The sequence below is a fragment of the Achromobacter sp. UBA2119 genome (assembly GCF_002331005.1).
Taxonomy (GTDB): Bacteria; Pseudomonadota; Gammaproteobacteria; order Burkholderiales; family Burkholderiaceae_B; genus Achromobacter; species Achromobacter animicus.
In genome coordinates this window covers 672,634-698,132 of the sequence record NZ_DCYD01000009.1, presented here as the reverse complement: position 1 = coordinate 698,132, position 25,499 = coordinate 672,634, and the positions used below count along the sequence as shown (strand labels likewise).

Below are 25,499 nucleotides of genomic sequence, written 5' to 3'. Positions count from 1 at the left end.
GCGAGGACCCCGGCGACGGCCGTCAATGCGAGACGGATTTGGAGAAAACGTTCATCACCACCACACCGGCGATGATGAGGCCGATGCCGATGAGCGCGGGCGTGTCCAGGTGCTGCTTGAACAGCACCGCGCCTACGATGGAGATCAGCACGATGCCGACGCCGGACCAGATCGCGTAGGCAATGCCCACGGGGATCTCGCGCAGCGTCAGCGACAGGAAATAGAAGGAGATCAGGTAGCCGAAGACCGTGATGACGGACGGCACCAGCCGCGTGAAGCCTTCGGACCCCTTGAGGGCGCTGGTGGCGAAGATCTCGGCGACGATCGCCACGCCCAGGTACAGCCATTTCATTTGCGCGGGCCCTCAGACTGCCGCAGCAGCACCAGCAGGGCGCCGGCGCCGCCTTCGCGTTCGGGTGCTTCGGAGAACGCCATGACCTCGGCCTTCTGGACCAGCCACGTGCGCGCCTTGTCCTTCAGGACCGGCTCAAGGCCTTCCGAGTTGTAGCCCTTGCCGTGCACGATGCGCACGCAGCGGATGCCGTGTTCCTGGCATTCGTCCAGGAACGACAGCAAGGCATGGCGGGCCTGCTCGACGCGCAGTCCGTGCAGGTCGAGTTCAGCCCCGGCGCGCCATTGGCCGCGGCGCAGGTTGCGCGCGGTGTCGGGCGCCACGTCGCCGCGCACGAAGGCGGTGCCGCCTTCGGACAGCAGATGGGTGATCTCGCCGCCGTCCGAGACGCCGGCATCGGCGCGGCTGGGCGTTTCGCCCAGCGCGTTGGCGCGGCGCAGGGCGGGCGCGGGTTCGGCGGGGGGCTTGTGCGTGACGCGTTCCGTGTGCCGGATCGGCGTGACGGACTTCATCGAACGCTTGAACGCCGCCAGATCGTCCTCGGGGGGCGATGCCGCGCGCGCCGGCGCTGCCGCCGCCCGTGGCGGGGCGAGGGCGGCGCGCTCGCGCTCTTCCTGCAGGTCTTTCTTCAGGCGTTTCAGGTCGGCCACGCCGACCTTATTGCCCCGCATTCTCCAACCACCGTTGGGCGTCCAGGGCGGCCATGCAGCCCGTGCCGGCACTGGTGATGGCTTGGCGGTAGACGTGGTCCTGCACGTCGCCGGCGGCAAACACGCCGGGCACCGAGGTCATGGTGGCCATGCCGGACAGGCCGCTCTTGGTGACGATGTAGCCGTCTTTCATTTCGAGCTGGCCCTGGAAGATTTCCGTGTTGGGCTGGTGGCCGATGGCGATAAAGGCGCCGGTGACGGCCATGTCTTCGGTCGCGCCGGTGTCCACGTGGCGAACACGCACGCCGGTCACGCCGCTGTCGTCGCCCAGCACTTCTTCCAGCGTGTGGAAGAGCTTGAGCTCCATGTTGCCGTTTTCGACCTTGCTCATCAGCTTGTCGACCAGGATGGGCTCGGCGCGGAACTTGTCGCGGCGGTGGATCAGCGTGACCTTGCGGCAGATGTTGGACAGGTACAGGGCTTCCTCGACAGCGGTATTGCCGCCGCCGACCACGACCACGTCCTGGTTGCGGTAGAAGAAACCGTCGCAAGTGGCGCAGCCGGAAACGCCGCGGCCCATGAAGGACTGTTCGGACGGCAGGCCCAGGTATTTGGCCGAGGCGCCGGTCGCGATGATCAGCGCGTCGCAGGTGTAGATCTTGCCGGTGTCGCCGGTCAAGGTGAAGGGACGCTTGGAGAGGTCGACCTTGGCGATGTGGTCGAACAGCATTTCCGTGTTGAAGCGTTCGGCGTGCTTCTGGAAGCGCTGCATCAGGTCGGGGCCCTGCACGCCATCCGCGTCGGCCGGCCAATTGTCGACGTCCGTGGTGGTCATGAGCTGGCCGCCTTGGGCCAAACCTGTAACAAGAACAGGGTTAAGATTGGCGCGTGCCGCATAGACGGCCGCCGTGTAACCGGCGGGGCCGGAACCGAGTATCAAAACTTTAGCGTGCGTAGGCGTGGACATGGGCAGGTATCTTTAGGGTAACGCCCAATTATAATGAGCCGCATGCCGCGTATCTCGACTGCTTCTCCGCGCGCCTCGCGCAACACCCGCAACGGACCTTCGCCGCTGCAAACGCGCATTTCCGCGCTGTTGCGTGAAGCCCGCTGGATCCTCTTTGCCGCCCTGGCGGCCTGGCTTACCCTGGTGCTCGCCACCTGGAGCGCGTCCGACCCTGGCTGGTCGCACTCGGTTCCGGGCGATGTCGTGCGCAACCAGGGGGGACGCCTGGGCGCCTATCTGGCCGACATCCTCCTCTATCTATTCGGTTTTTCCGCCTGGTGGTGGGTCATCCTGCTGCTGCACCGCGTTCGCGCCGGTTATCGGCGGCTGGCCGCGCAGTTGCGCGTCGCCAATAGCAAGCAGCCCGAAGTGCTGCCGCGTGTCCATTGGGAAGAGGGCATCGGCTTCTTTCTGCTGATGGTGGGCTCGCTCGGCATGGAAGCCCTGCGCCTGGCCAGCCGCGGCACGCACCTGCCCGGCGCCTCGGAAACGGCCAGCGGCGCGGGCGGGGTCATCGGCCAGATGCTGGCCGGCCTGATCGGCAGCAGCATCGGCTTTACCGGCGCCACGCTCGCCTTCCTGGTCATGCTCGCGATCGGGCTCAGCCTGTTTTTCTCGTTCTCGTGGCTGGCGGTGGCCGAGCGCGTCGGTTCCTGGCTGGAAGGCCTGGTCCGCAAGATGCGCAATTCCTATACGGCGCGTCAGGATCGCAAGGTCGGCGAAGTCGCCAAGGCCGTGCGCACCGAACAGGTTGTGGCCAAGCAGGAAAAGCTGGTCCACGAGCAGCCGGTGCGTATTGAGCCGGCCATCACCGTGGTGCCCAAGTCCGAGCGCGTCGAAAAGGAAAAGCAGCAATCGCTGTTCTTCCCGCCCACGGGCGGCGCTGAAGGCGACCTGCCCACCCTCGGTCTGCTTGATCCTCCCCTGAACAACCAGGAAACCGTCTCGGCCGAGACCATCGAATTCACCTCGCGTCTGATCGAAAAGAAGCTGGCCGACTTCGGCGTGTCGGTCACCGTGGTCGCGGCGCAGGCCGGCCCCGTCATCACCCGCTACGAGATCGAACCGGCCACCGGCGTGAAGGGCAGCCAGATCGTCAACCTGGCCAAGGACCTGGCGCGGGCGCTCAGCCTGGTCAGCATCCGCGTGGTCGAGACCATCCCCGGCAAAAACCTGATGGGGCTGGAACTGCCCAATCCGCGCCGCCAGATGGTGCGCCTGTCCGAAATTCTGGGTTCGCAGACCTATCACGCCAGCCATTCCGTCGTGACCATGGCGCTGGGCAAGGATATCGCCGGCAACCCGGTGGTGGCCGATCTGGCCAAGATGCCTCACCTGCTGGTGGCCGGCACAACCGGCTCGGGCAAGTCCGTCGGGATCAACGCGATGATCCTGTCGCTGCTGTACAAGGCCGACGCCTCGCACACCCGCCTGATCCTGATCGATCCCAAGATGCTCGAAATGAGCGTCTATGAAGGCATCCCGCACCTTTTGGCGCCGGTCGTCACCGACATGCGCCAGGCGTCCAACGCGCTGAACTGGTGCGTGGGCGAAATGGAAAAGCGCTATCGCCTCATGAGCAAGATGGGCGTGCGCAACCTGGCCGGCTACAACACCAAGATCCGCGACGCGATCAAGCGCGAAGAGCCGATCCCCAATCCGTTCTCGCTGACGCCCGACCAGCCCGAGCCCCTGTCCCCGCTGCCGACCATCGTCGTCGTCATCGACGAGCTGGCCGACCTGATGATGGTCGTCGGCAAGAAGATCGAAGAACTCATCGCCCGTCTGGCGCAGAAAGCGCGCGCAGCCGGCATCCACCTTATCCTGGCCACGCAGCGTCCCAGCGTGGACGTGATCACCGGCCTGATCAAGGCCAACATTCCGACCCGCATCGCGTTCCAGGTGTCGTCCAAGATCGACTCGCGCACCATTCTTGACCAGATGGGCGCGGAAACCCTGCTGGGTCAGGGCGACATGCTGTACATGCCGCCGGGCACGGGCCTGCCGGTGCGCGTGCACGGCGCGTTCTGCAGCGACGACGAAGTCCATCGCGTGGTCGAGAGCCTGAAGTCGCAGGGTGAGCCCAATTACGTCGAGGGCCTCCTGGAAGGCGGTCTGGACGGCGACGGCGCCGAGGGCGCCAGCAGCGTCACGGGCATCGGCGGCGACGCGGAATCCGACCCGATGTACGACCAGGCCTGCGAAGTCGTGCTCAAGCACCGCCGCGCGTCGATCTCGCTGGTGCAGCGTCACCTGCGCATTGGTTACAACCGTGCAGCCCGGTTACTCGAGCAGATGGAGCAATCGGGTATGGTGTCGGCGATGCAATCCAATGGGAACCGCGAGATCCTGGTTCCCGCAGCCGCCGCCCGAGAGGAAGCATGATGAAGACGTTTCAAAGGCTGGCCGCCGTCGCGGTCCTGGGCCTGTCGCCGACTTTGGTGCTGGCCGCCAGCGCGCAGGAGCAATTGCGCGCTTTCGTGAGCACGGTCACCTCGGCCACCGGATCGTTCTCGCAGTACACCGTCAACGATCAGGGCCGGACGCAGCCCGCGCAGACCGGGGTGTTCTCGTTCCAGCGGCCCGGCAAATTCAAGTGGGCCGTGCAGAAGCCTTATGAGCAGTTGGTGATTTCCGACGGCCGCCAGGTGTTCCAGTACGACCCGGACCTGGCCCAGGTCACCGAGCGCAAGGTTGACGCGGCTATTGGCACGTCGCCTGCGGCCATTCTTTTCGGCTCCGGGTCGCTTGAGCAATCGTTCGACGTATCGGCGTTGCCCGCCAAGGACGGCGTGGACTGGCTGCGCGCCAAGCCGCGCACGGCCGACGCCGGGTTCTCGCGCGTGGACATCGGCATGAAGAACAACCTGCCGGTGCGTGTGGAGCTGCTGGATTCGTTCGGCCAGACCACTCGCGTCGACCTGTCTGGCATTCAGGCCAATCCGCAATTGCCCGCCAAGGAATTCCAGTTCACCGCGCCCAAGGGCGTGGATGTGGTGAAGATGTAGTGCGGTGCTGGCTCCAGCCCAATGCAGAATGCCCGGTGGAAACCGGGCATTTTCGTTTTGACGGCGGGGTCAGACACCTTCCGTTAGCATGCGCCACGCCGCCGGGCCGCCCCAAGGCGGGGCAGCCCTTGGGGGGCAGCTAGACCACGTTAGTGGTCGCGGCGTGGGGGCTCCTATACGCCACGCAATCGACTTCCACTTTCGCATCCACGACCAGACTCGACTGCACGCAGGCACGCGCTGGCGGATTCGCGCCGAAATACTCTTTGAACACCTTGTTGAACGACGCGAAATCCCGCGCGTCGTCCAGCCAGACGCCGCAGCGCACGACGTGTTCGGGACCGTAGCCGGCTTCCTGCAGGATCGCCAGCACCTGCTGGATGGCCTTGTGGCTTTGCGCGACGATGCCGCCTTCGATCACTTCGCCGTTGTCCATCGGCACCTGGCCGGACACATACAGCCAGCCGTCCGCAGCGACGGCGCGGGCGAAGGGCATGTGCGAGCCGCCCTGGCCGGTGCCACCGGCCACGCCGTAGCGGGTGATGCCGTTGTTGTCGGGAGTGGGGGTAGCGCTCATGGGATGGTTCTCCTTGAAGATGTCCGGATGCCGCCGCAGTCAGGCGGCCGAAAGATCGGGGTAAGACTTTCGCAGGTCGCCGCTGCGCGGCAGCCAACGGCCAGCGCGCTCGCCGGTGGCCTGGCCCTTGCGGTAGGACAGGACGCCATTGACCCACACCGCCTCGATGCCCGCCGCAGTCTGGACGGGCTCAGCGAAAGTGGCGCTGTCGATGACGGTGTCGGGGTTGAACAGCACCAAGTCAGCGTGATAACCCTCGCGCACGAAGCCGCGCTCGGCCAGGCCGAATCGGGCGGCAGACAGGCCGGTCATCTTGTGCACGGCCTGGGCCAGCGGAAACAGGCCTACGTCGCGGCTGTAATGACCCAGCACGCGCGGGAAGGCGCCCCACAAGCGCGGATGCGGCATGGGGTCGTTCGGCAGGCCGTCTGATCCGACCATCGTGAGGCGGTGCGACAGCACGCGTCGCACGTCGTCCTCGTGCATGTTGTGATACACCGCACCGGCCGGTTGCAGCCGCTTTGCCGCCTCCAGCAAGGTCACGCCCCAGTCGGCCGCGATGGCCGCGAGCTTGCGGCGTGCCTGTTCCGGATGCGGCTCGGACCACGTGATGTCGATGTCGAATTCGTCAGTGACCTGCTTCAGATCCAGCGTCGACGAACTGGCCGAATACGGATAGCAGTCGCAACCCACGTGCTGCATGCGCCCCGCGTTCTCCAGCGCGAACAGCACCTCTTTCGTGCGGCCCCAGTTGCCGGCCCCCGCGCATTTCAGGTGCGACACCACCACCGGCACGCGCGCATGCAGGGCGATGTCGAAGGCTTCCTGCATGGCCTCCAGGATGGCGGCGAACTCCGAGCGCAGATGCGTCGTGTACAGCGCGCCGAACTCGTCCAACGCCTCGGCCAGCAGCTTGACCTCGGCCGTATCCGCCTCGAACGCCGACGCATAGGCCAAGCCCGTGCTCAAGCCGATAGCGCCGTGCGCCAGCGCGTCGCGCAACTGTTCGCGCATCGCCAGCACTTCTTCCCGCGTCGCCGCCCGGTCCAGCCGGTCCATGTGATTGCTGCGCAAGGCGGTATGCCCGACCAGCGCGGCCACGTTGACGGCGGGCTGCGCGGCTTCGATGGCGCGGGTGTAGTCGGCAAAGGTGGCGTAGCGGAAGTCTTCGCGCTTGCCCAGCAGGTTCATCGGGTCGGGCGGATCGCCGCGCAGCGTCACCGGCGAGGCGCTGATGCCGCAATTGCCCACGACCACCGTCGTCACACCCTGCGACAGCTTGGGTAGCATGTCCGGCGTGCGGATGACGTTGGTGTCGTCGTGCGTGTGGACGTCGATGAAGCCGGGCGCCAGCGCCAGGTCGGTGCCGTCGATGATCTGGCGCGCAGGGGCGCCGGGCAGGTCGCCGATGGCGGCAATGCGGCCATCTGCCAGCGCCACGCTGGCGCGGATTTCCGGACCGCCGGAGCCGTCCAGGATCCGGACGTTGCCTATGAGGGTGTCGTACATCTTGTTTCCAGATCAATCGCCCAGCGGCAGGCGGTTCGGCCCGCCGCGGTGCTCGTCCAGCGCCAGCTTGATGCGGCGCAGGCGTTCGCGGTTTTCTTCCTGGTTCAGCATGGCCAGTTCGGTCGACAGCAGGTCGATGGCCAGCATCATCGCGTAGCGCGAGGCGGAGGGCTTGTAGATGAAGTCGGTTTCGTCGGTGCGGATGGGCAGCACGACGTCGGCCAGTTTCGCCAGTTCGGACGAGGCGTCCGTGATGGCGACGATGCTGGCGCGGTATTGCTTGACGATGCGCGCCGCTCCGACGATTTCAGGCGTGAGGCCCGAGGCCGACAACACCAACACGGCGTCGCGCTCGTCCAGCGTGGCCGCCACCATGCGCAGCAGCACGGCATCGCTGTAGACGGCGATGGGATAGCCCAGCCGCACCAGGCGCGACTGCACTTCCTGCGCCAGCACCGCGGATGCGCCGCCCATGCCGAAGACATAGATCATGCGCGCGCCGTCGACGATGGATGCGGCCGCTTCGAAGAGCTGCTCGGTGAAGGCCGGAAGATGCGCGCGCAGCGTGCTCTCGATGTCGGCGTAGATGCGCGCGTAGAACGTGCTTTCTTCGGCCGGCGCGCTGGGATCCAGAAAGCGGCTGCCCACCGTGCTGGCCTGCGCCAGCTTCATCTTCAGGTCGCGCGTGTCGTCGCAGCCCACCGTGCGCGCAAAGCGCGAGATGGTGGCGATGCTGACGCCGGCCTTGGCGGCAAGCTGGTCCACCGTGGCGCTTGCGCTCCAGATGATGTCGTCCAGAATGGCGTCGGCCACCTTGCGTTCGGTCACGCTCAATGCGTCCCGCCGACTGCGTATCTGGAAGACGATGTCGCGGATGATGTTCATGTGTGATTCCTGGATCAATTCGGGCGGGCTCAGGCCGCAAGCGCGGGATCGTCGAGTCGGATGCAGGACACGTAGTGGTCCGCGCTGACGCCGACGGCCGGCGGCACGGCCGCGGCACAGGCGTCGATGGCGTGCGGGCAGCGCGTGCGGAACACGCAGCCGGAAGGCGGGTTCACCGGGCTCGGGATATCGCCCTTCAGGAGGATACGCGAACGCGGGGCGCGCGGATCCGGCACGGGCGCGGCAGACAGCAGCGCGCGGGTGTAGGGATGGCGGGGGCGGGCGTAGACCTCGCTGGTCGGCCCGCGCTCCATGACGCGGCCCAGGTACATCACCACGACGTCGTCGCAGAGGTAATCCACCACGGCCAGGTCATGCGCCACGAACAGCATCGTCAGGCCCAGGTCGCGTTGCAGGTCCTGCAGCAGGTTCAGCACCTGCGCCTGCACTGACACGTCCAGCGCGGATACGGGTTCATCGGCCACGATGAAGTCGGGTTCAACCGCCAGCGCGCGGGCGATGCCGATGCGCTGGCGCTGGCCGCCGGAAAATTCGTGCGGATAGCGGCGGCTGTGGTCCGCATTCAGGCCCACGCGTTCCAGCAGTTCGCCGATCCGCTCGGCGCGGCGGTTCTGCGCCAGCTTGTGCGTGTCCAGCGCCTCTCCCAGGATCTCGGCCACCGTCATGCGCGGATTCAGGCTGGCGTACGGGTCCTGGAACACGATCTGCATGCGGCGGCGCCACGGCAGCATCTGCTTTTCGTTCAGCGTGGTGATGTCCTGTCCGTCGAACACGATGCGGCCGGCAGTGGGGGCAAACAGGCGCAGCAACGCGCGGCCGGTGGTGGTCTTGCCGGAGCCGGATTCGCCGACGAGGCCGACAATGGTGTTGCGCGGCACGTCGAAGCTCACGCCGTCCACGGCGCGCACGACGGGGGCGTTGCGCGCCTGCGAGGTCGGAAAGTGGACCTTCAGGTCGTCGATGCGCACCAGCGGCTCGGCGGCGCGGGGAGTCGGAATGCTCGTCATATCGGGTTCACCTTGATGCAGCGGGCGCGGTGTTCGGCCTGCACCGTCACCAGGTCGGGAACGCCCGCGCGGCAGTCGTCCGCGGCCAGCGGGCAACGCGGCGCGAACGTGCAGCCTGCCGGCAGCGACAGCACGCTGGGCACGTTGCCCGGAATGGCGCGAAGACGTTCGCCCGACCCCAGCAGCGCGGCGGTCGGCAGACAGGACAGCAGCCCGCGGGTGTAGGGATGCGTGGGCTTTTCGAACAGGTCGTAGACGCCGGCGTCTTCCACCACGCGACCGGCGTACATGACGGCCACGCGATGCGCGATCTCGGCCACCACGCCCAGGTTGTGCGTGATGAAGAGGATGCTCATGTTCATCTCGGCCTGCAGGCGGCGCAGCAGGTCCAGGATCTGCGCCTGCACCGTCACGTCCAGCGCCGTGGTGGGCTCGTCGGCGATCAGCACCGCGGGATTGCACGCCAGGGCCAGCGCAATCATCACGCGCTGGCGCATGCCGCCCGACATCTGGTGCGGGTATTCGTTGACGCGGCGGTCGGCCGCCGGAATCTCGACGCGCTCCAGCATCTCGCGGGCGCGCTTCAATGCCGCGGCGCGCGAGCCGCCTTCGTGCTGCAGCACCGCTTCGGCAATCTGGTCGCCCACGGTGTACAGCGGATTCAGGCTGGTCATGGGCTCCTGGAAGATCATCGCGATCTCGGCGCCGCGGATGCGTTGCAGCGTGGCCGGCGCGGCGTGCGCCAGATCGTGCTGGACGCCCTGGCGGTCGCGGAACAGGATCTTGCCGGCCTCGATGCGGCCGGCCGGTTTGGGCAAGAGGCCCATGATGGACAGGCTGGTCACGGATTTGCCGGAACCGGATTCGCCGACGATGGCCAGCGTTTCGCCGCGGGCCAGGTCAAACGTGACGCCGTCCACCGACTTGGCGATGCCGTCGCGGCTGTGGAACCAGGTCTTCAGACCTTCCACCGACAGCACGATGTCTCGGGTGCTTGCGGTCATGTTTACAGCTCCTTGCGCAGGCGCGGATCGAGAACGTCGCGCAGGCCGTCGCCCACCAGTTGCAGCGACAGCACGGACAGCACGATGGCGATGCCGGGAAAGATCATGATCCAGTCCGCCGAGCCCATGTACTGCTGGCCGGCGTTGATCATGGTGCCCCAGGTCGGAATGTCGGGCGACACGCCCACGCCCAGGAACGACAGGCCCGCTTCGGCCAGGATCGCGTACGCGAAGATGAAGGTGCCCTGCACCAGGATGGGAGACACCAGGTTGCGCAGCACGTGCACGGTGACGATGCGCCACGTGGGCACGCCCAGCGCGCGGGCCGCTTCCACGAAGGGCAGCTCGCGGATCACCAGCGTCGAGGCCCGCACGATGCGCGCCAGGCGCGGCGTGTACACGATCCCCAGCGCGATCACCACGTTGACCAGCGACGGCCCCAGCGCGGCCACCAGCGAGATCGCCAGCAGGATGTCCGGGAACGCCATCATCGCGTCGATCAGCCGCGACACGAACTTGTCGGCGGTGCGGAAGAAGCCGGCGATCAGTCCCAGCGCAATGCCCAGCACGCTGGACAGGATGACAACGGAAAAGCCCACCATCAGCGAAAGCCGTCCGCCGTGGATGACGCGGCTGAACACGTCGCGGCCGAAGTCGTCGGTGCCGAACCAGTGCGCGGCGCCTGGCGCCTTCAGGCGGTTCATGATGGACAGCTTGAACGGATCGTAGGGGCTGATCCACGGCGCCAGCAGCGCGGCGGCCGCCAGCACGACGATCACGATGAGGCTGATCAGCACCGTCTTGCGCGACACCAGCAGGCGCAGGACCTGCCAGCGGTCCGAGCCGGGATTCATGGAAGTTGCAGTCGTCATGTCGATGGCTCAGTAACGCACGCGGGGGTCGACCACCAGATACAGCAGGTCGATGAACAGATTGATCAGCACATAGATGGCCGCGATGATCAGCAGCGCGCCCTGGATGACGGGGTAATCCCGCCGCAGCACGGCCGACACCACCAGGCTGCCCACGCCGGGCAGGCCGAACACGGTCTCGGTCACCACCGCGCCGCTGATGAGCAGCGCCGTGGTCAGGCCCAGCACCGTCAGGATCGGGATCAGCGCGTTGCGCACCGCGTGCTTCAGGATGACCTTGCGTTCCGGCAGGCCCTTGGCGCGCGCCGTGCGCACGTAGTCGTCGCGCAGCACGTCCAGCATGCTGGCGCGGATGAAGCGGGTAATCAGCGCCGAATTCACCAGTCCCAGCACGACCGCAGGCAGGATCAGGTGCGACAGGCGCGTGGCCAGCGAGGCGTCCGGTCCGCCATAGCCGGCCACCGGCAGCCAGCCCAGCTTCACGGAGAACACCTGCATCAGCAGCAGCCCCAGCCAGAAGCTCGGCACGCTGGATGTGAACATCGAGAACGACAGCACCGATTGGTCCAGCGTGGTGCCCCGCTTGACCGCCGACAAAATGCCGACGGGCAGCGCGATGGCGCTGGCGATCAATAGCGACATCAACGTCAGCAGGATCGTGGGTTCGGCGCGGTCGGCCAGCGCCGCCAGCACCGGCTTGTTCATAAAGATGGACTGGCCCAGGTCGCCCTGCAGCAGCTTGCCCAGCCACGACACGTACTGCATCGCCACGGGCTGGTCCAGCCCCAGCTGCGCGCGCAGGGCGGCGATGTCCTGCTGGCTGGCCTGCGGGCCGAGCATCACGGCGGCCGGGTCGCCGGGCGTGAGGCGGATGATGACGAACACGATGGTCGCGACGATGAACATCACGGCCACCAGCCCGACCAGCCGATTCAAGAGATAACGCAACACGGTGGAGTCCTGGAAATCATTCTCGTGGGCGCGAGCGGATCGCGCGGTCTGCGGTGGCGGGCGGCTGCGGCCGCCCGCCGGGGCAGGGGCTTACTTGGCCGCCTTCCAGGCGTTCCAGAAGTACGGCCACGGCACCGCCTGCGTGCCTTGCAGCGATGGCGAGCGCGCAGCCTGCGCGTTGAAGTCGCCCACCTTGATGAACGGCACTTCGTCGTACACGGCCTGCTGCACGTCGGCCCAGCGCTTGACGCGCTCTTCCTGCGACCCGGCCTGGTTGAAGGCGTCCAGCACCTGGTTGCGGCGCGGCGTGTCCCACCAGCCCGGCGCGTCCTTGGACGGGAAGTCGATCAGCGCGGGCTCAGGCAGGAAGGGGCTGTGGGTAATGAAAATGTCCCACACGGCCGGATCCTGGCGGCGTTGCGTCAGCGTGGCCCAATCCACGACCTGCATGTCCACCGTGAAGCCGGCGGCCTTCAGGTATTCGGCGGCAACCAGCGCCATCTTGTAATGGAACTCGTACTGCTGGCTGGTCAGGATGCGGATCTTGCGGTCATGCACGTTGGCGCTGTCGACAAGCTTCTTGGCTGCCGCGGCGTCGCCCTTGTTGTAGACCTTGCCGCCCAGCGATGTGGCCCACGGGAAGCCTTCGGGATACAGGTCGCCGTTGAGCTTGTAGAAGTTCTTGTCGCCGAACGCCGCGAACAGCATGTCTTCTTCGTTCAGGGCCAGCTGCACCGCCTGGCGCACGGCCTGGTTCGACATGATGCCCTGCTTGGTGTTGAGCACCAGGCGAGGCCAGCCGAAGGGCTTGAGCATGACCGGATCGGAGCGGCCATTCTTCAGCTTGGGCAGCGACTCCACGGGCAGCGAGTCCACGTAGTCGAACTGTCCCGCCACCGCGCTCTCCACGCGGGTGTTGGCATTGCTGACCGGCACGAAGCGGATCTCGTCCAGGTACTGCTTGCGCGCGCCGCCGTAGCCGTTGGGCTCGCCTTCGCGCTGCTTGTAGCCGTCAAAGCGCACCAGTTGCACGTACTGGTCGGGCACGCGGGCCTTGAGCTGATAGGGGCCGGTGCCGACGAATTCGGTCAGGGCCGGCGCGATCTTGCCCTTGGGCATGACGACCGCGGCGCTGTTGTTCATGGCCAGCAGGGCGGTCAGCGGCGCGTACGGCTGCTTGAGCGTGATGCGGATCGTGTTGGCGTCCGGGGCCTCGATGCCGCTGATGATCTTGGCGGCCATCTTGCCGCGCGTGGCGGTCTCGGTCCAGCGCTTCAGCGACGCCAGCACGTCCGACGAATCCATCTTCGAGCCGTCATGGAACGTGATGCCCTGACGCAGCGGGATCGTATAGACCAGCCCGTCGGCCGACACTTCCGGCATCTTGTCGGCCAGCAGCGGCGTCAGGTTCCACTTGGCGTCAAAGGTGTACAGCGTCTCGAAGAAGTGCTGGGTCAGGATGCCAACCAGGTCGGCCGTGCTGGTCATCGGGTCCAGCGTCGGCGGCTCGCCGATGGTGGCGACAGAGATCGTGCCTCCCTTGACCGGCGTGGCACAGAGGGCGGGGGTCGACAAAGCGGTCAAGCCAATTGCGCCGGCCGCGAGCAGGCTCTTCAGCCCACCGCCTCGCCGGGAGGTACGGAAGTTCATGATTCTCTCTCCAGAGGAACAGAAACAGGTTGTCGCGTGAAATCGGATGCGCGCCGGTGCCCGGATGCTGCGGTCCCCGTGGGGCCTGGCGCGGTGCCGCGGGCAGGGGACTAGAAGAAGGTTTCGGCCACGCCGGTGACGCCGTAGTGCTCGTTCACCAGCAGCACCTGGCGCCATTTGTCGAACGTCAGGCAGGGATGCGAAATGTCGAAGGCGATCATGTCGCCGACCTGGATGTCGTCGCCGTCGCCCACCTGCATGAAGGCGTGCTGGTCCATCATGGCGGACAGCTTCCAGTGGGCCGGCGCGGCGCCGGGCTGCACCGAACCGGGCCGGTACAGCAGGGCGGGGGTGGGCAGGCCCGCGTCAAAAGCGGCGTCGCGCTTGCCAAGCGCGATGATGGCGCGGCCGGGTTCGGGCAGTGACTGCACGTAGGCCCAGACCTGCAAGGCGGGCTGCAGGCCGGGCTCCATCTTGCGCGCCACCGGGTTCTGCGCATTGATGCGCTCGGCGGCGGTGCGGTAGATGCCCACGTCATGCGACAGGTAGCAACCCGGACGCAGCACCACTTCCAGGGCGCCGCCGATGTCCAGTTGCGAAAATTCCTCGGCGACCACATCGAACCAGGCCGAACCGGCGCCGGAGATGATGGCCGGACCATTCTTGCGCAGTCGGCCCGCGGCGGCCAGGCCGCGCAGCGCATCGGTGGCGCGGCGCAGAAACGCGCGGATGGCGCCTTCTTCCTGCAGTACGCCTTCGTAGACTTCGATGCCGGCCAGCGCCAGGCCGGGCCAGCGGGCGATCTCGTCGGCCACGGCCTGCAACTGTGCGTCATCGCGCACGCCGGTGCGTCCGCCGGCCGGACCCAGTTCGATCAGCACGGGCAGCACCTTGCCCTCGTCGCCGAAGAACTTGCCCAGTTGCGCAGCGTTGGCGACCGAATCCACGATGCAGAAGAACGTAAAGGCGGGATCCTGCAGCAGGCGCGCAATGATGGCCATGTTGGCGCGGCCCACGAGCTGGTTGGCCATCAGCACCCGGCGCACGCCGTGCTGGTAGGCCGCCAGCACCTGCGGCGCGGTGGCCAGCGTGATGCCCCAGGCGCCGTTGTCGATCTGGCGCTTGAACAGCGCCGGGCTCATCGTCGTCTTGCCGTGCGGCGCCAGCTTGACGTGATAGGCCTCCATGAACTGCTGCATCCACTGCAGGTTGTGGCGCACGCGCGCTTCGTACAGCACGGCCACCGGCAGGCTCACGTCTTCGTTCAGCAGATTCCAGTTCAGCGCCGCCACGTCGGCGGTGGTACAGGACTCGGGAAACGCGCCCAGGCCTTTGCCGTTCACGTCCAGGGGCGCTGCGGGGGAGGAGGAGTTGGTCATGGCGGCGGTCCGGTATGGAAAATATTTACGTCAAACCTGGTTTTTTTCATTATCGTGAAAGAAATTTACAAGCGGGAGCTAGGAGTTTCCCGTAGCCCCGGCCGCGCCGACGGTGGGAAAATAGGTCCATGCTGCGCGCCCCACAGGGCGCTCTCGTGCTTCGACAAAGGAAAAGCCATGCTGAAAGTCGCCCTGGGCCAGTTCGCCGTCAGCCGCGTCTGGGAAGAAAACGCGCAGGTCTGCGTGGACCTGATGGAACGCGCCCGCGCTGGCGGGGCGGGGCTGCTGGTTCTGCCCGAAGGCATCCTGGCCCGCGACATCACCGACCCGCAGATCGTGCTCAAGGCCGCGCAGCCGCTGGATGGCCCGTTCATCACGCGTCTGCTCGACGCCAGCCGCGGTTCGGACCTGGCCACGATGATGTGCGTCCACGTGCCGACGGGCGAGGGCCGCGTCTGGAACACGCTGGTCACCATCCGCGACGGCCAGATCCTGTCGCAGTACCGCAAGCTGCACCTGTACGACGCCTTCACCATGAAGGAGTCCACCAATGTCACCCCCGGCACCGACATCCCGCCGTTGCTGGATATCGGCGGTCTGCGCGTGGGCCTCATGACCTGCTACGACGTGCGCTTTCCCGAACTGGCCCGCCGGCTGGCGCTGGACGGCGCCGACCTGCTCGTGCTCCCGGCCGCCTGGGTGCGCGGTCCGCTCAAGGAAATGCACTGGGAGGTCCTGGTGATCGCGCGGGCGTTGGAAAACACCTGCTACGTCGCCGCCACTGGCGAATGCGGCGAACGCAATATCGGGTGCAGCATGGTCGTGGATCCGCTGGGGGTGGTCACGGCGCGGGCCGGCGAAGCGCCTGCGCTGGTCTTTGCGGACATTGACCCCGAACGGCTGGCCCATGCCCGCAAGGTCTTGCCCGTGCTGGCCAACCGACGGTTCGGTCCGCCCGAACTGGCGTAGGCCTGGCGCGGGGGGCGGCTGGCAGGCAAGGGGGCCGAGCCGGACATGGTGTAATGCAGGCTTGAAATCCTTGCTGTATTCCTTCATCTGCTGCCAATGAGCAACGATCTCTTCGCGGCCGATCCTGCGCATCGGCCTTACGTTCCCCTGGCCGAACGCCTGCGTCCCCGCACCCTGGCCGACGTGGTCGGTCAGTCGCACCTGCTGGGACCCGACAAGCCGCTGCGCGTCGCCTTCGAATCCGGCCGTCCGCACTCCATGATCTTCTGGGGGCCGCCGGGCGTGGGCAAGACCACGCTGGCGCGTCTGATGGCCGACGGCTTTGACGCGCAGTTCATCGCCATCTCGGCCGTGCTTGGCGGCGTGAAGGACATCCGCGACGCTGTGACGGTGGCGCAGATCGCGCAAGGCCAGGGCCGCCGCACGATCCTTTTCGTTGACGAGGTTCACCGCTTCAACAAGGCGCAGCAGGATGCCTTCCTGCCGTATGTCGAAAGCGGGCTGTTCACGTTCATTGGCGCGACCACCGAAAACCCCTCGTTCGAGGTCAACTCCGCCTTGCTGTCGCGAGCGCGCGTCTACGTGCTGCAGTCGCTGACGGCCGAAGAGCTGCAGCAGCTGGTTGACCGCGCCGTGCAGGCGCTCAACGAAGGACAAGACGACGGCGCGGCGATCCGCATCGAACCCGACGCGCGCGAGCAACTGGCCGCCTGGGCCGATGGCGATGCGCGCCGGCTGATCAGCGCGGTGGAAGTCGTGGCCGAATCGGCGCAGTCCGCCGGACGCGACACGGTGGATGCGGCCTGGCTCGAAATTTCCCTGTCGCAGAATCTGCGCCGCTTCGACAAGGGTGGCGACGCCTTCTACGATCAGATCAGCGCGTTGCACAAGTCGGTCCGCGGCTCCAATCCGGACGCGGCGCTGTACTGGTTCTGCCGCATGATCGACGGCGGCGCCGATCCCAAGTACCTGTCGCGGCGCCTGGTGCGCATGGCGGTCGAAGACATCGGCCTGGCCGACCCCCGCGCCACGGACCTGGCGGTAAACGGCGCCGACATCTACGAGCGCCTCGGTTCCCCCGAAGGCGAGCTGGCGCTGGCGCAGGCCGTGGTCTACATGGCGTGTGCCGCCAAGTCCAACGCCGTCTACAACGCGTACAACCAGGCCCGCAAGTTCGCGGCGGAACACGGCAGCGCGCCGGTGCCCATCCACCTGCGCAACGCGCCGACCAAACTGATGAAACAGCTGGGCCACGGCAAGGCCTACCGCTATGCGCACGACGAGCCTCACGGCTACGCCGCGGGCGAGCAATATTTCCCTGACGGACTCAAGCCTTCCTTCTATCGGCCGACCGATCGTGGCCTGGAGGCTAAAATCCAGCAGAAGCTGGCATTCCTGCGCGAGCTGGACGCGCAGGAACGCGCCAAGAACCGGTGACGGGCAAAGTCCCGCCACCTTTTTTGCAACCTCACCGACCTCACCATGCTAGACCCGATACTGCTGCGTAAAGACCTGCAAACCGTCGTAGACCGCCTCAAGACCCGCGGCGTCGCCTTCGACACGGAACGGTTCAACGACCTGGAGTCTCGCCGCAAGGCCGTCCAGACCGAGACCGAGTCCCTGCAAGCCCGCCGCAATGCGCTGGCCAAGCAGATCGGCCAACTGAAGGCCAAGGGCGAGGACGCCAGCGCCGTCATGGCGGAATCGCAAGCCGTGCCCGAGCGCCTGAAGCAGCTCGAGGAAGAGCTGGCCGCGCTGCAGCAGCCGCTCAACGACCTGCTGATGTCGGTGCCGAACCTGCCGCACGCCAGCGTGCCGCTGGGCGAATCCGCCGACGACAACGTCGAGGTCCGCCGCTGGCTGCCTGGCGAAGCGGGCGCTGACGGCAACCCGCCTGCGCTGGCCTTCGAAGCGCGCGACCACGTGTCGTTGGGCGAACCGCTGGGCCTGGACTTCGACATGGCCGCCAAGCTGTCGGGCGCGCGCTTTTCGTTCATGCGCGGCCCCATCGCCCGCCTGCACCGCGCGCTGGCCCAGTTCATGCTGGACCTGCAAACGGGCACGCACGGCTACACCGAGTGCTACACCCCGTACATCGTCAACGCCTCGACGCTGTTCGGCACCGGCCAGCTGCCCAAGTTCAAGGACGACATGTTCGCGGTCTCCAAAGGCGGCGGCGACGACGATCCCAAGGTCGACGACCAGGGCAAGCCGTATGTGCGTGAAGACCAGTACCTGATCTCCACGTCGGAAATCACGCTGACCAGCGTGGCCAGCGGCGCGATCCAGGCTGCCGCCGATCTGCCGCTCAAGCTCACTGCCCACACGCCGTGCTTCCGCTCCGAAGCCGGCAGCGGCGGCCGCGACACCCGCGGCATGATCCGTCAGCACCAGTTCGACAAGGTTGAAATGGTGCAGATCACGCAGCCGGACCAGTCGTACGACGCGCTGGAAGAAATGGTCGGCCATGCCGAGCGCGTGCTGCAGTTGCTGAATCTGCCTTACCGCGTCGTGCTGCTGTGCACGGGCGACATGGGCTTTGGTTCGGCCAAGACCTATGACCTGGAAGTCTGGCTGCCGGCGCAAAACACCTGGCGCGAGATCTCGTCGGTGTCCAACTGCGAAACCTTCCAGGCCCGCCGCATGCAGGCGCGTTTCCGCAATGCCCAAGGCAAGCCGGAATACGTGCACACGCTGAACGGTTCGGGATTGGCGGTTGGCCGTGCGTTGGTCGCCGTGCTGGAAAATCACCAGAAGGCCGACGGCAGTGTGCTGATTCCGGAAGCGCTGCAGCCGTACATGGGTGGTATTTCGGTACTCAAGCCCTGATATTGCCGCACGTCCATCGGCCATATGGCTGATGAAAAGACGGAGCCTTCGGGCTCCGTTTTTTTTTATCATTGCCGACATATTCCTGTCGTTTTGGAACGCTATCGTGCTCGCGTGAGTGCTTGATTTTTGATGTGAGCAATTGTGTATTTGGCATAAAAGGGCCGGATAGTTACGGCACAATACACCGGCGTTCTACACGCTTCATTCACTTATATAACAAGGAGTTGTCCATGACTTCAAGAATGATTGGAGATTTTCGTGTGAGATGCTCTGTGGCAAAGGAAGACGAGCAGGGCTATCGGGTGCAAATATGGACCCGCCGAATTGGCGGTACCGCACCCGAAAAATGCTGGACCGTGCCGGGACAGCCGCCCTTCGCTGAATTGCACGAAGCAGAACAGGAAAGCCGTCATCTGTTTCAGGGCATCAATGGTGTGCGTTTCAACGGTGAACCGGAGTTTGCTCATGCGTCCGCATAATGGTTGGTGGCGGGCGTCCAGTGCGCCGCGCCGCTGGATTGATCTCGTTCAGGAATCGCCGCGTTGGGCCGATGAAAAGGCCAAACCGGTATTGCAACAACCGGCCTCGCTGGCCGCAAAACCCGTCCAGGCCCCCGCTGCCTGACAGGTCATCGCGCGGGGCACCGGACATTGCCCCGACGAAAAAAAGGCCACTCGCAAGAGTGGCCTTTGCTTATGCAGCCGGGCATATTCAGTGACGGTCGCGCCCATGTCCATGGCCGTGGCCGTGGCCGCGGTAATGGCCGTGGCGGGGCCCCGGGCCTCGCCATTCGCGGCGGTCGTAATAGCGGCTGCCACCGTAATACACCGGCCCCGGGTAAACGACGGGCGGCGCGACATAAACCGGTGCAGGACGGTAATACACCGGTGGGGGCGGTGCGACGTACACCGGCGCCGGGGCCACGTAGACGGGTGCGGGGTAGACGACGCCTGGAACGCCGATCGAGATACCAACGTCCACGCGGGCGAGGGCGACGCTGGAAATCAGCAGACCCGCGGCACCGACACCTGCAATAAGCCATTTTTTCATCTTGCACCTGCCTGCTGCGAGACGCAGCAAAGTTGAGTATTCGTTGGTGCTATTTTCGGCGGTTTGCGCAAGCTATTCGTAAGCATCCCGGCCGCAATGGCGACAATCCGCAACCGCCCCCGTTTTCAAGCGGGTGCGCCTGCTGCACTGCGGCAGCGGGCGCCCGCTCTGGCGAGTTCGCGATTGAAGTCGATTGAAATAGGATGGAATTAACTGAAGCGGAGGGCTGGTGTTACAGCTGGACACTAACTCCAGGCGTGCAGCCGTACCGGTGTTGTTGCGGCACACCAGCCGGCTAATAGTCCGACTTGTTGTAAGGCGTCGTCTGGCGGTGTTCGACCACCCACACCCAGGGATTGGCCGCCCACGCATGTGAGCCATAACGTTCGCACCACATCAGCGCGAACGCAGTCTGCAGAGGCACGCCCGGCAATAGCGCGGAACTCTGATAAAGCGACTGCGTGCCTTCGGCACGCGCGTCGGCCTCGGTCAGGTTCTGTAGCCGCTGAATACGTACGCCCACGACGACGGCGCTGGCAAAAGGCGAGCCCGCTTCATCGGCCAGGATGATGGTTTCGCCTGATTTGCCATAGGGGCACCTGACCCAGCTCGAAGTCTTGCGCAATTCGGAAGGCTTATCCGGTGACGGTCCCATGGCCACCCATCTTCCGGAATCCGCGGCGTCCGCATACCAGACCGTGGTGAACTTGGACGGCTGCGGCTTGAGGATGCGTCGGCTTTGCACCTTGGCGCCATCCAGAATGGCTTGCTTGAGCGGTTCGCTGAATTGAAGTAACTGCCGTTTCATGTGCTAGCTGTATCCCTCGCGATGAACGCTTGCGCGCTTACTGCTGTTATGGCCGGGGCCGGCACGTGCCACCTGCTTGAGACTTGCTCAAGCTCCGCATGCGGAGTATGACGTGTCACGACTTAGCTGTCAGGTAGGGCGCTTCATATGTGTTGTCTTTTTGAAAACGCCTGGGCGTTATTTGTATACTCGACCCATGACTACCGACCTCCACAATCTCAAGCCCGGTTACTACTGGTACACCATGGCCAACGACCCGCTGGCCGTCATCCATATTCATGAAGACGGCGGCGCCACGCTCATGGGCACGGACTATCGCATCGGCGCCGAAGGCGTCGCCGACATGGTCCGGCAAGGCGAACGCTTCTTCTGGATCGAGCCGCCTCAAGTCTGAGATGGCGGATCTGCTCCTCAAGAACGTCCGCACGGCACAAGGCGAGGGCGTTGACGTCCTGGTGCGCGGCGGCCGCATCCTGCGGATCGGACCGGGTCTCGATGCCGATCCCGGCGTAAACGTCGAAGACGGCGGGGGCGCCTTGCTGCTGCCCGCCCTCATCGAGGGCCACACCCATCTGGACAAGACGACCTGGGGTTCCGCCTGGTACGTGAACAAGGTCGGACCGTCCCTCACCGACCGCATCGACAACGAACGCAACTGGCGCGCCGCCACGGCACATGACGCCGCCAGCCACTCGCACGCATTGGCGCTCGCATTTCTGCGGGCGGGCACGACGCGGATCCGCACCCACGTTGACGTCGACACCGACGCCGGGTTGAAGCATCTGGAAGGCGTGCATGCCACGCGGCAGGCGCTGGCCGGCCGCGTCGAGATCCAGACGGTGGCCTTTCCGCAATCCGGTCTCTTGGCCCGTGCCGGCACGGCCGAGCTGCTGGACCAGGCACTTGCCGGCGGGGCGGACGTGCTGGGCGGACTGGACCCATCCGCCATCGACCGCGACCCCGTGAAATCCCTGGACGTGCTGTTCGGCCTGGCCGACAAGCATGGCAAACCGGTCGACATTCATCTGCACGAACCCGGCGAACTCGGCGCCTTCACGCTGGAGTTGATCCTCGACCGGGTGCAGGCGCTGGACATGAAAGGCAAGGTCGTGATCAGCCACGCCTTCTGTCTGGGCGCCCTCGACGCCGCTCGTTTGAACGGGTTGCTCCGGCGGCTGGCGTTGCTGGACGTGGCCCTGCTGACCACCGCGCCGGCCTCGCGGCCGGTGCCTGCGGTGCGCGCCTGCCGCGAGGCGGCCGTGACGCTGTTCGGCGGCAACGACGGCATCCGGGATACCTGGACGCCGTACGGCAGCCCGGACATGCTGGAACGCGCCGCGCTGATCGGACTGCGCAACGATCTGCGCCGCGACGACGAGATCGAGTGGGCGTTTGAATGCGTGACCCGTGCGGCAGCCCGCGCCTGCGGGTTTGCGGATTACGGCCTGGCCCCCGGCGCGCGTGCCGACCTGGTGTTGGCCGACGCCAGTTGCATTGCCCAAGCCGTGGTGCAGCGCACGCCCCGGCGCCTGGTGGTGTCCAGCGGCGTGGTCGTGGCGCGCAACGGCGAAGACGCCATCGCCTAGCGGGCGCGCTGCGCGGCCGCGGCGCCCAGGCCGAGTTGCGACTCGGCCAATTCCACAAACGCCCGCATCAATTCCGAACGCACGCCGGAGCGCAACCAGATCGCGCCCACCGTCCTGACCGGACAAGGTTCGGGCAGCGGCCAGCGTTTGACGTGCGCGGACGGCGTGCCCGTACTGGCCCAATCGGGCAGCAGCGCGACACCCAACCTTTCGGCGACCAGTTTGGCAATGGACTCGATGCCGTCCAGTTCAAAGCGGACGCGCGGACGCAGGCTGCGCGCGCGCAGATAGTCGTCCGCCATCTTGCCGCCCACCACGCTGCGGTCGTAGCAGATATACGGCTCCCGGGCGATGACGGCCAAGGGGTCGTCGACCTGCATGTCGGCGGGGGTGACCAGCACCAGGGGCTCGTGCCGCAAGTCGCGCCACGCGCAGGTCTTGGGAATGGGAAACAGCGGGTGCACCAGCAGCGCGCCGTCCAGTTCGCCCGACAGCACCTTGCTGTACAGCAGCGTGGTCGGCGCCGGTTCTATGTAGATCTCGATGCCCGGATGCCGGGTCACCCACGTGCGCAGCACCGGCGGCATGATGCCGGTCAAGGCGGTGGGGGTGGCGCCCAGCCGCAAGGGGCCGGCCGGCAGGTCCGTGTCCGATGCGGCCGAGCGCAGGTCACGCACGTCGCGCAGGATGGCGCGCGCGCGTTCCAGGATGCGCACGCCGGCGGGCGTGGGTTTGACCGTGCGGCCCGAGCGCGCAATCAGTGCGCTGCCCACGTCCGCCTCCAGCGCGCGCAACCGCTGCTGCACCGTGGCCGGTGTAAGCCCCTGATGCCGGGCGGCCTGGGCGATGGAGCCAAGTTCCACCACATGCACATAGGTCTGTAGAAAGCGCGAATCCAAAGCCGCGTGCCCTTTTCGGAAAATGGTTTTTCCACATTCTAAAGATGCGTGAAGATAATTGTTGTTTTCTTTGGTCCGGAGAAGAATACGTCCAGGCGATCAGGCAGCGCGCGGCGCGCCGATCGGTCCAGTCGATTTCACTGCTTTCAAGGAGCCACCCGTGCCCATCATTGAATCCATAGACGTATGCGCCGCGGCGGTGCCTCTGGATAAGGTCACCTCGTTTTCCAACCGCACCGTGTCCACCCGCCACTACGGCCTGGTCAAGGTGCGCTCCACCGATGGCGTGGAGGGTATCGGGTTCTGCTATGTCGGCAGCGCCGGCGGCGCAATCTTCGAGGCCGCCGTCCAGAGCCTCTTGGGCCCCGTGCTGCTCGGTAAGGATTCGCACGCGGTCGAAGGGCTGTGGCAGTCCATGTACCAGGAAGCGCTGCTGCAAGGCCGCCAAGGTACGGTGATGCGCGCGTTGAGCGCGCTGGACATTGCACTGTGGGACCTGAACGCCAAGACCGCAGGCCTGCCCCTGCACAAGTTCCTGGGCGCGGTCGAACTGGAATCCGTGCCGGCCTACGCCAGCGGCGGTTACTACCTCGATGGCAAGACCCCGCAGCATCTGGGCGAGGAAATGTCCAGCTACGTGGCCAAGGGGTTTGGCGCCGTCAAGATGAAGACCGGCCGCTTGTCGCCGCGCGAGGAAGAAGCGCGCCTGAAGGCCGCGCGCGAAGCCGTGGGCCCGGACGTCGAGCTGATGATGGACTGCAATAACGCCTGGCAGGACGTGACGCAGGCCATGCAATACATCCGCCGCTTCGAACAATACGAGCCGTACTTCATCGAAGAACCGTTCAGTCCGGATGACATCGACAGCCACGCCAAGCTGGCGCGCCTGACGCATCTGCCGATTGCCACCGCCGAGATCGGCTACGGCCGCTGGTATCACAAGGAACTGCTGGACAAGGGCGCGGCGGGCATCCTGCAGACGGATGCGGCGGTCTGCGGCGGCATCACCGAATGGAAGCGTATCGCCGCCACCGCAGCCAGCTACGGCGTGGTCGTGTGCCCGCACTGGTTCCACGACGTGCATGCCCCGTTGGTCGCGGCCACGCCCAATGCGCGCTACGTCGAATTCTTCTGGGATGACCAGGTCCTGAATTTCCGCAAGCTGGTCGACCGCCAACTGACCCACAAGCAGGGCCGTGTGATCCTGCACCAGGAGCCGGGTCTGGGGTTCGGCTTTGACGAGCGCATGGTCGAACGCTTCGGCAAGTGGACGCGCGTCGCCCGTTAGGCCCGTCTTCCATTAGGCCCGTCTTCCATCAGGCTCGTCGACCGGCGCCGCGCAAAGGTTGCATGCCGTGCACATGCGGCAGCGGCGCCGGTTCATGCAGGCGTAGTACCCGAAGGTCCGCATCCAGGCCGCGTCAGACGGCCGGATGCAACAGCGGCAGGCAGTTCCACATAACCAGTTGCCGGCCGTCGGACCGGCGCGCGAGGAGACAACGATGCAACGTAGGCAATTCATGACCAGCGCCGCGGCGCTGGGGGCGGCCCTTGTGCTGCCGTCGGCGGCGCGGGCGCAGGACATGCCCTCCGGGCCGGTGAAGATCGTGGTGGGGTTTCCCGCGGGCGGCGGCACGGACGTGCTGGCCCGGCTGCTGGGGCAGAAGCTCGGCGTGCTGTGGAACATGCCCGTCATCGTCGAAAACCGCGCGGGTGCGGCGGGCATCATTGCGGCCGAGCAGGTCGCCCGCCAGCCCGGCGACGGCAACACGCTGCTGATGGCGCACGTGAACAGCCATGGCATCGCGCCCGGCCTGCAGCCCAAGCTGGCGTATTCGGTGGACAAGGACTTCACGCCCATCGCGCTGGTCGGCAAGACGCCCACCATTTTGATCGGCGGCGCCAGCCAGCCGGCCAAGACGTTGCCCGAACTCGTCCAGCTATGCCGCGCGCAGCCCGGCAAGATCGTGTTCGGATCTGCGGGCAGCGGATCCGCGCAGCATCTGGCGCTGGAAATCTTCAAGGCGCGCGCCGGCATCGACGTGCTGCATGTGCCGTACAAGGGATCGGCGCCGCTGATGAATGACCTGCTGGGCGGGCATGTCCAATATTGCTTCGAAGGAATGACCACGGCCACGCCGCTGATCCAGTCCGGCAAGGTCATCGCGCTGGCCCAGACGCTGCAGAAGCGTTCCAAGAGCCAGCCCAATGTGCCGACGGTGGCCGAGCAGGGCTATCCGGGCTTCGAGGCCAGCATCTGGTTCGGTATGGTCGGCCCGGGCGGTATGCCTGCCGCCATGGTCCAGCGCATGAACCGCGACATCGACCAGGTGCTGGCGATGCCGGACGTGCAGGAGAAACTGGCGCAGGTGGGCGCGGAAGACGGCGGCGGGGGCGTGCAGCGCTTTGCCGAATTCATGAAGAGCGAACAGCAGAAGTACGCGAAGACAATCCAGGACGCGAAGATCGTGGCGGAGGGGTAGC

General features: G+C 66.0%; 25 protein-coding genes. 10 read left to right on the top strand and 15 right to left on the bottom strand.

Annotated elements, in window-relative coordinates:
• Positions 1–22: 22 nt before the first annotated feature.
• Genes B3098_RS08395 through trxB form a run of 3 tightly spaced genes read right to left on the bottom strand, consistent with a single transcriptional unit; the run spans position 23 to position 1,969 of the window.
• The gene (locus B3098_RS08395) at positions 23–352 is read right to left on the bottom strand and encodes a DMT family transporter (RefSeq protein WP_056568656.1); all 330 of its coding nucleotides are present in this window, start codon (positions 350–352) and stop codon (positions 23–25) included.
• Positions 349–1,023 carry a Smr/MutS family protein gene (locus B3098_RS08390; RefSeq protein WP_279974817.1) on the bottom strand — a complete coding sequence of 225 codons (675 nt, stop codon included), beginning with the start codon at positions 1,021–1,023 and terminating at the stop codon, positions 349–351. Before B3098_RS08390 ends, B3098_RS08395 begins: the two co-directional genes overlap by 4 nt.
• Positions 1,010–1,969 carry a thioredoxin-disulfide reductase gene (gene trxB, locus B3098_RS08385; RefSeq protein WP_076519114.1) on the bottom strand — a complete coding sequence of 320 codons (960 nt, stop codon included), beginning with the start codon at positions 1,967–1,969 and terminating at the stop codon, positions 1,010–1,012. Before trxB ends, B3098_RS08390 begins: the two co-directional genes overlap by 14 nt.
• Positions 1,970–2,011: 42 nt before the next feature.
• Between trxB and B3098_RS08380 the strand changes: the two genes are divergently transcribed.
• Both B3098_RS08380 and lolA read left to right on the top strand, forming a co-directional pair.
• Positions 2,012–4,393, top strand: coding sequence for a DNA translocase FtsK (locus B3098_RS08380; protein ID WP_175123135.1), 2,382 nt, complete (start codon positions 2,012–2,014; stop codon positions 4,391–4,393).
• Positions 4,393–5,016: an outer membrane lipoprotein chaperone LolA gene (gene lolA, locus B3098_RS08375; RefSeq protein ID WP_175123354.1), complete on the top strand. Its 624-nt coding sequence runs from the start codon at positions 4,393–4,395 to the stop codon at positions 5,014–5,016. The genes B3098_RS08380 and lolA overlap by 1 nt, the downstream gene beginning before the upstream one ends.
• A 139-nt stretch (positions 5,017–5,155) precedes the next feature.
• Here the strand turns inward: lolA and B3098_RS08370 are convergent, their stop codons facing one another.
• From B3098_RS08370 to B3098_RS08330, 9 genes are all read right to left on the bottom strand, one after another.
• A complete protein-coding gene (locus B3098_RS08370; RefSeq protein WP_175123134.1) occupies positions 5,156–5,593 on the bottom strand; it encodes a RidA family protein in 438 nt (145 codons plus the stop codon).
• Between the two features lie 39 nt (positions 5,594–5,632).
• On the bottom strand, positions 5,633–7,102 hold the full coding sequence (locus B3098_RS08365) for an N-acyl-D-amino-acid deacylase family protein (protein WP_286894462.1): 1,470 nt from the start codon (positions 7,100–7,102) through the stop codon (positions 5,633–5,635).
• A 12-nt stretch (positions 7,103–7,114) separates the two neighbouring features.
• Entirely contained in the window at positions 7,115–7,987 is an 873-nt protein-coding gene (locus B3098_RS08360) for a MurR/RpiR family transcriptional regulator (protein ID WP_175123132.1), read from the bottom strand.
• 29 nt (positions 7,988–8,016) lie between these two features.
• Positions 8,017–9,015 (bottom strand): ABC transporter ATP-binding protein, encoded by a 999-nt coding sequence (locus B3098_RS08355; RefSeq protein WP_175184148.1) that lies wholly within the window; start codon positions 9,013–9,015, stop codon positions 8,017–8,019.
• A complete protein-coding gene (locus B3098_RS08350; RefSeq protein WP_286894458.1) occupies positions 9,012–10,019 on the bottom strand; it encodes an ABC transporter ATP-binding protein in 1,008 nt (335 codons plus the stop codon). The genes B3098_RS08355 and B3098_RS08350 overlap by 4 nt, the downstream gene beginning before the upstream one ends.
• Before the next feature lie 2 nt (positions 10,020–10,021).
• On the bottom strand, positions 10,022–10,891 hold the full coding sequence (locus B3098_RS08345) for an ABC transporter permease (protein WP_056568629.1): 870 nt from the start codon (positions 10,889–10,891) through the stop codon (positions 10,022–10,024).
• A 9-nt stretch (positions 10,892–10,900) separates the two neighbouring features.
• On the bottom strand, positions 10,901–11,842 hold the full coding sequence (locus tag B3098_RS08340) for an ABC transporter permease (protein ID WP_175184149.1): 942 nt from the start codon (positions 11,840–11,842) through the stop codon (positions 10,901–10,903).
• Positions 11,843–11,932: 90 nt separating this feature from the next.
• Positions 11,933–13,492 carry an ABC transporter substrate-binding protein gene (locus B3098_RS08335; protein ID WP_286894455.1) on the bottom strand — a complete coding sequence of 520 codons (1,560 nt, stop codon included), beginning with the start codon at positions 13,490–13,492 and terminating at the stop codon, positions 11,933–11,935.
• 110 nt (positions 13,493–13,602) lie between these two features.
• A complete protein-coding gene (locus B3098_RS08330; protein WP_286894454.1) occupies positions 13,603–14,871 on the bottom strand; it encodes an amino acid deaminase in 1,269 nt (422 codons plus the stop codon).
• 177 nt (positions 14,872–15,048) lie between these two features.
• On the opposite strand from B3098_RS08330, the gene B3098_RS08325 reads away from it, so the two are divergent.
• The 4 genes from B3098_RS08325 (at position 15,049) to B3098_RS08310 (ending at position 19,151) form a co-directional block, all read left to right on the top strand.
• Positions 15,049–15,840, top strand: coding sequence for a deaminated glutathione amidase (locus B3098_RS08325; protein WP_286894453.1), 792 nt, complete (start codon positions 15,049–15,051; stop codon positions 15,838–15,840).
• A 96-nt stretch (positions 15,841–15,936) separates the two neighbouring features.
• On the top strand, positions 15,937–17,277 hold the full coding sequence (locus tag B3098_RS08320) for a replication-associated recombination protein A (protein ID WP_056568621.1): 1,341 nt from the start codon (positions 15,937–15,939) through the stop codon (positions 17,275–17,277).
• Between the two features lie 45 nt (positions 17,278–17,322).
• Entirely contained in the window at positions 17,323–18,669 is a 1,347-nt protein-coding gene (gene serS, locus B3098_RS08315; RefSeq protein WP_286894451.1) for a serine--tRNA ligase, read from the top strand.
• Positions 18,670–18,902: 233 nt separating this feature from the next.
• Positions 18,903–19,151 carry a hypothetical protein gene (locus B3098_RS08310; RefSeq protein WP_175123125.1) on the top strand — a complete coding sequence of 83 codons (249 nt, stop codon included), beginning with the start codon at positions 18,903–18,905 and terminating at the stop codon, positions 19,149–19,151.
• 232 nt (positions 19,152–19,383) lie between these two features.
• Here B3098_RS08310 and B3098_RS08305 read toward each other — a convergent pair whose 3' ends face one another.
• Positions 19,384–19,722, bottom strand: a complete 339-nt coding sequence (locus B3098_RS08305) for a virulence factor (protein ID WP_286894450.1) — start codon at positions 19,720–19,722, stop codon at positions 19,384–19,386.
• Positions 19,723–20,017: 295 nt separating this feature from the next.
• Positions 20,018–20,530, bottom strand: a complete 513-nt coding sequence (locus B3098_RS08300; protein WP_286894449.1) for a hypothetical protein — start codon at positions 20,528–20,530, stop codon at positions 20,018–20,020.
• A 196-nt stretch (positions 20,531–20,726) separates the two neighbouring features.
• On the opposite strand from B3098_RS08300, the gene B3098_RS08295 reads away from it, so the two are divergent.
• Positions 20,727–20,924 (top strand): hypothetical protein, encoded by a 198-nt coding sequence (locus tag B3098_RS08295; RefSeq protein ID WP_056568607.1) that lies wholly within the window; start codon positions 20,727–20,729, stop codon positions 20,922–20,924.
• Position 20,925: 1 nt separating this feature from the next.
• On the top strand, positions 20,926–22,116 hold the full coding sequence (locus B3098_RS08290) for an amidohydrolase family protein (protein ID WP_218344880.1): 1,191 nt from the start codon (positions 20,926–20,928) through the stop codon (positions 22,114–22,116).
• Here B3098_RS08290 and B3098_RS08285 read toward each other — a convergent pair.
• A complete protein-coding gene (locus B3098_RS08285) occupies positions 22,113–23,015 on the bottom strand; it encodes a LysR family transcriptional regulator (protein ID WP_279971952.1) in 903 nt (300 codons plus the stop codon). The two genes, B3098_RS08290 and B3098_RS08285, sit on opposite strands and share 4 nt — an antisense overlap.
• A 160-nt stretch (positions 23,016–23,175) precedes the next feature.
• Here B3098_RS08285 and B3098_RS08280 point away from each other — a divergent pair, with 160 nt between their 5' ends.
• Together B3098_RS08280 and B3098_RS08275 are read left to right on the top strand one after the other, a co-directional pair.
• Positions 23,176–24,303 carry a mandelate racemase/muconate lactonizing enzyme family protein gene (locus B3098_RS08280; protein ID WP_286894447.1) on the top strand — a complete coding sequence of 376 codons (1,128 nt, stop codon included), beginning with the start codon at positions 23,176–23,178 and terminating at the stop codon, positions 24,301–24,303.
• Between the two features lie 214 nt (positions 24,304–24,517).
• Positions 24,518–25,498, top strand: coding sequence for a Bug family tripartite tricarboxylate transporter substrate binding protein (locus tag B3098_RS08275; RefSeq protein WP_175137231.1), 981 nt, complete (start codon positions 24,518–24,520; stop codon positions 25,496–25,498).
• Position 25,499 lies beyond the last annotated feature (1 nt).

Excerpts from the sequence above, each read along its gene's own strand:
- B3098_RS08395 (WP_056568656.1), bottom strand. The coding sequence starts at position 352 with ATGAAATGGCTGTACCTGGGCGTGGCGATCGTCGCCGAGATCTTCGCC.
- B3098_RS08365 (WP_286894462.1), bottom strand. The coding sequence starts at position 7,102 with ATGTACGACACCCTCATAGGCAACGTCCGGATCCTGGACGGCTCCGGC.
- trxB (WP_076519114.1), bottom strand. The coding sequence starts at position 1,969 with ATGTCCACGCCTACGCACGCTAAAGTTTTGATACTCGGTTCCGGCCCC.
- B3098_RS08345 (WP_056568629.1), bottom strand. The coding sequence starts at position 10,891 with ATGACGACTGCAACTTCCATGAATCCCGGCTCGGACCGCTGGCAGGTC.
- B3098_RS08330 (WP_286894454.1), bottom strand. The coding sequence starts at position 14,871 with ATGACCAACTCCTCCTCCCCCGCAGCGCCCCTGGACGTGAACGGCAAA.
- B3098_RS08380 (WP_175123135.1), top strand. The coding sequence starts at position 2,012 with ATGCCGCGTATCTCGACTGCTTCTCCGCGCGCCTCGCGCAACACCCGC.
- B3098_RS08335 (WP_286894455.1), bottom strand. The coding sequence starts at position 13,492 with ATGAACTTCCGTACCTCCCGGCGAGGCGGTGGGCTGAAGAGCCTGCTC.
- serS (WP_286894451.1), top strand. The coding sequence starts at position 17,323 with ATGCTAGACCCGATACTGCTGCGTAAAGACCTGCAAACCGTCGTAGAC.
- B3098_RS08300 (WP_286894449.1), bottom strand. The coding sequence starts at position 20,530 with ATGAAACGGCAGTTACTTCAATTCAGCGAACCGCTCAAGCAAGCCATT.
- B3098_RS08305 (WP_286894450.1), bottom strand. The coding sequence starts at position 19,722 with ATGAAAAAATGGCTTATTGCAGGTGTCGGTGCCGCGGGTCTGCTGATT.
- B3098_RS08295 (WP_056568607.1), top strand. The coding sequence starts at position 20,727 with ATGACTACCGACCTCCACAATCTCAAGCCCGGTTACTACTGGTACACC.
- B3098_RS08310 (WP_175123125.1), top strand. The coding sequence starts at position 18,903 with ATGACTTCAAGAATGATTGGAGATTTTCGTGTGAGATGCTCTGTGGCA.
- B3098_RS08325 (WP_286894453.1), top strand. The coding sequence starts at position 15,049 with ATGCTGAAAGTCGCCCTGGGCCAGTTCGCCGTCAGCCGCGTCTGGGAA.
- B3098_RS08320 (WP_056568621.1), top strand. The coding sequence starts at position 15,937 with ATGAGCAACGATCTCTTCGCGGCCGATCCTGCGCATCGGCCTTACGTT.
- B3098_RS08350 (WP_286894458.1), bottom strand. The coding sequence starts at position 10,019 with ATGACCGCAAGCACCCGAGACATCGTGCTGTCGGTGGAAGGTCTGAAG.
- B3098_RS08275 (WP_175137231.1), top strand. The coding sequence starts at position 24,518 with ATGCAACGTAGGCAATTCATGACCAGCGCCGCGGCGCTGGGGGCGGCC.
- B3098_RS08370 (WP_175123134.1), bottom strand. The coding sequence starts at position 5,593 with ATGAGCGCTACCCCCACTCCCGACAACAACGGCATCACCCGCTACGGC.
- lolA (WP_175123354.1), top strand. The coding sequence starts at position 4,393 with ATGAAGACGTTTCAAAGGCTGGCCGCCGTCGCGGTCCTGGGCCTGTCG.
- B3098_RS08355 (WP_175184148.1), bottom strand. The coding sequence starts at position 9,015 with ATGACGAGCATTCCGACTCCCCGCGCCGCCGAGCCGCTGGTGCGCATC.
- B3098_RS08360 (WP_175123132.1), bottom strand. The coding sequence starts at position 7,987 with ATGAACATCATCCGCGACATCGTCTTCCAGATACGCAGTCGGCGGGAC.
- B3098_RS08290 (WP_218344880.1), top strand. The coding sequence starts at position 20,926 with ATGGCGGATCTGCTCCTCAAGAACGTCCGCACGGCACAAGGCGAGGGC.
- B3098_RS08390 (WP_279974817.1), bottom strand. The coding sequence starts at position 1,023 with ATGCGGGGCAATAAGGTCGGCGTGGCCGACCTGAAACGCCTGAAGAAA.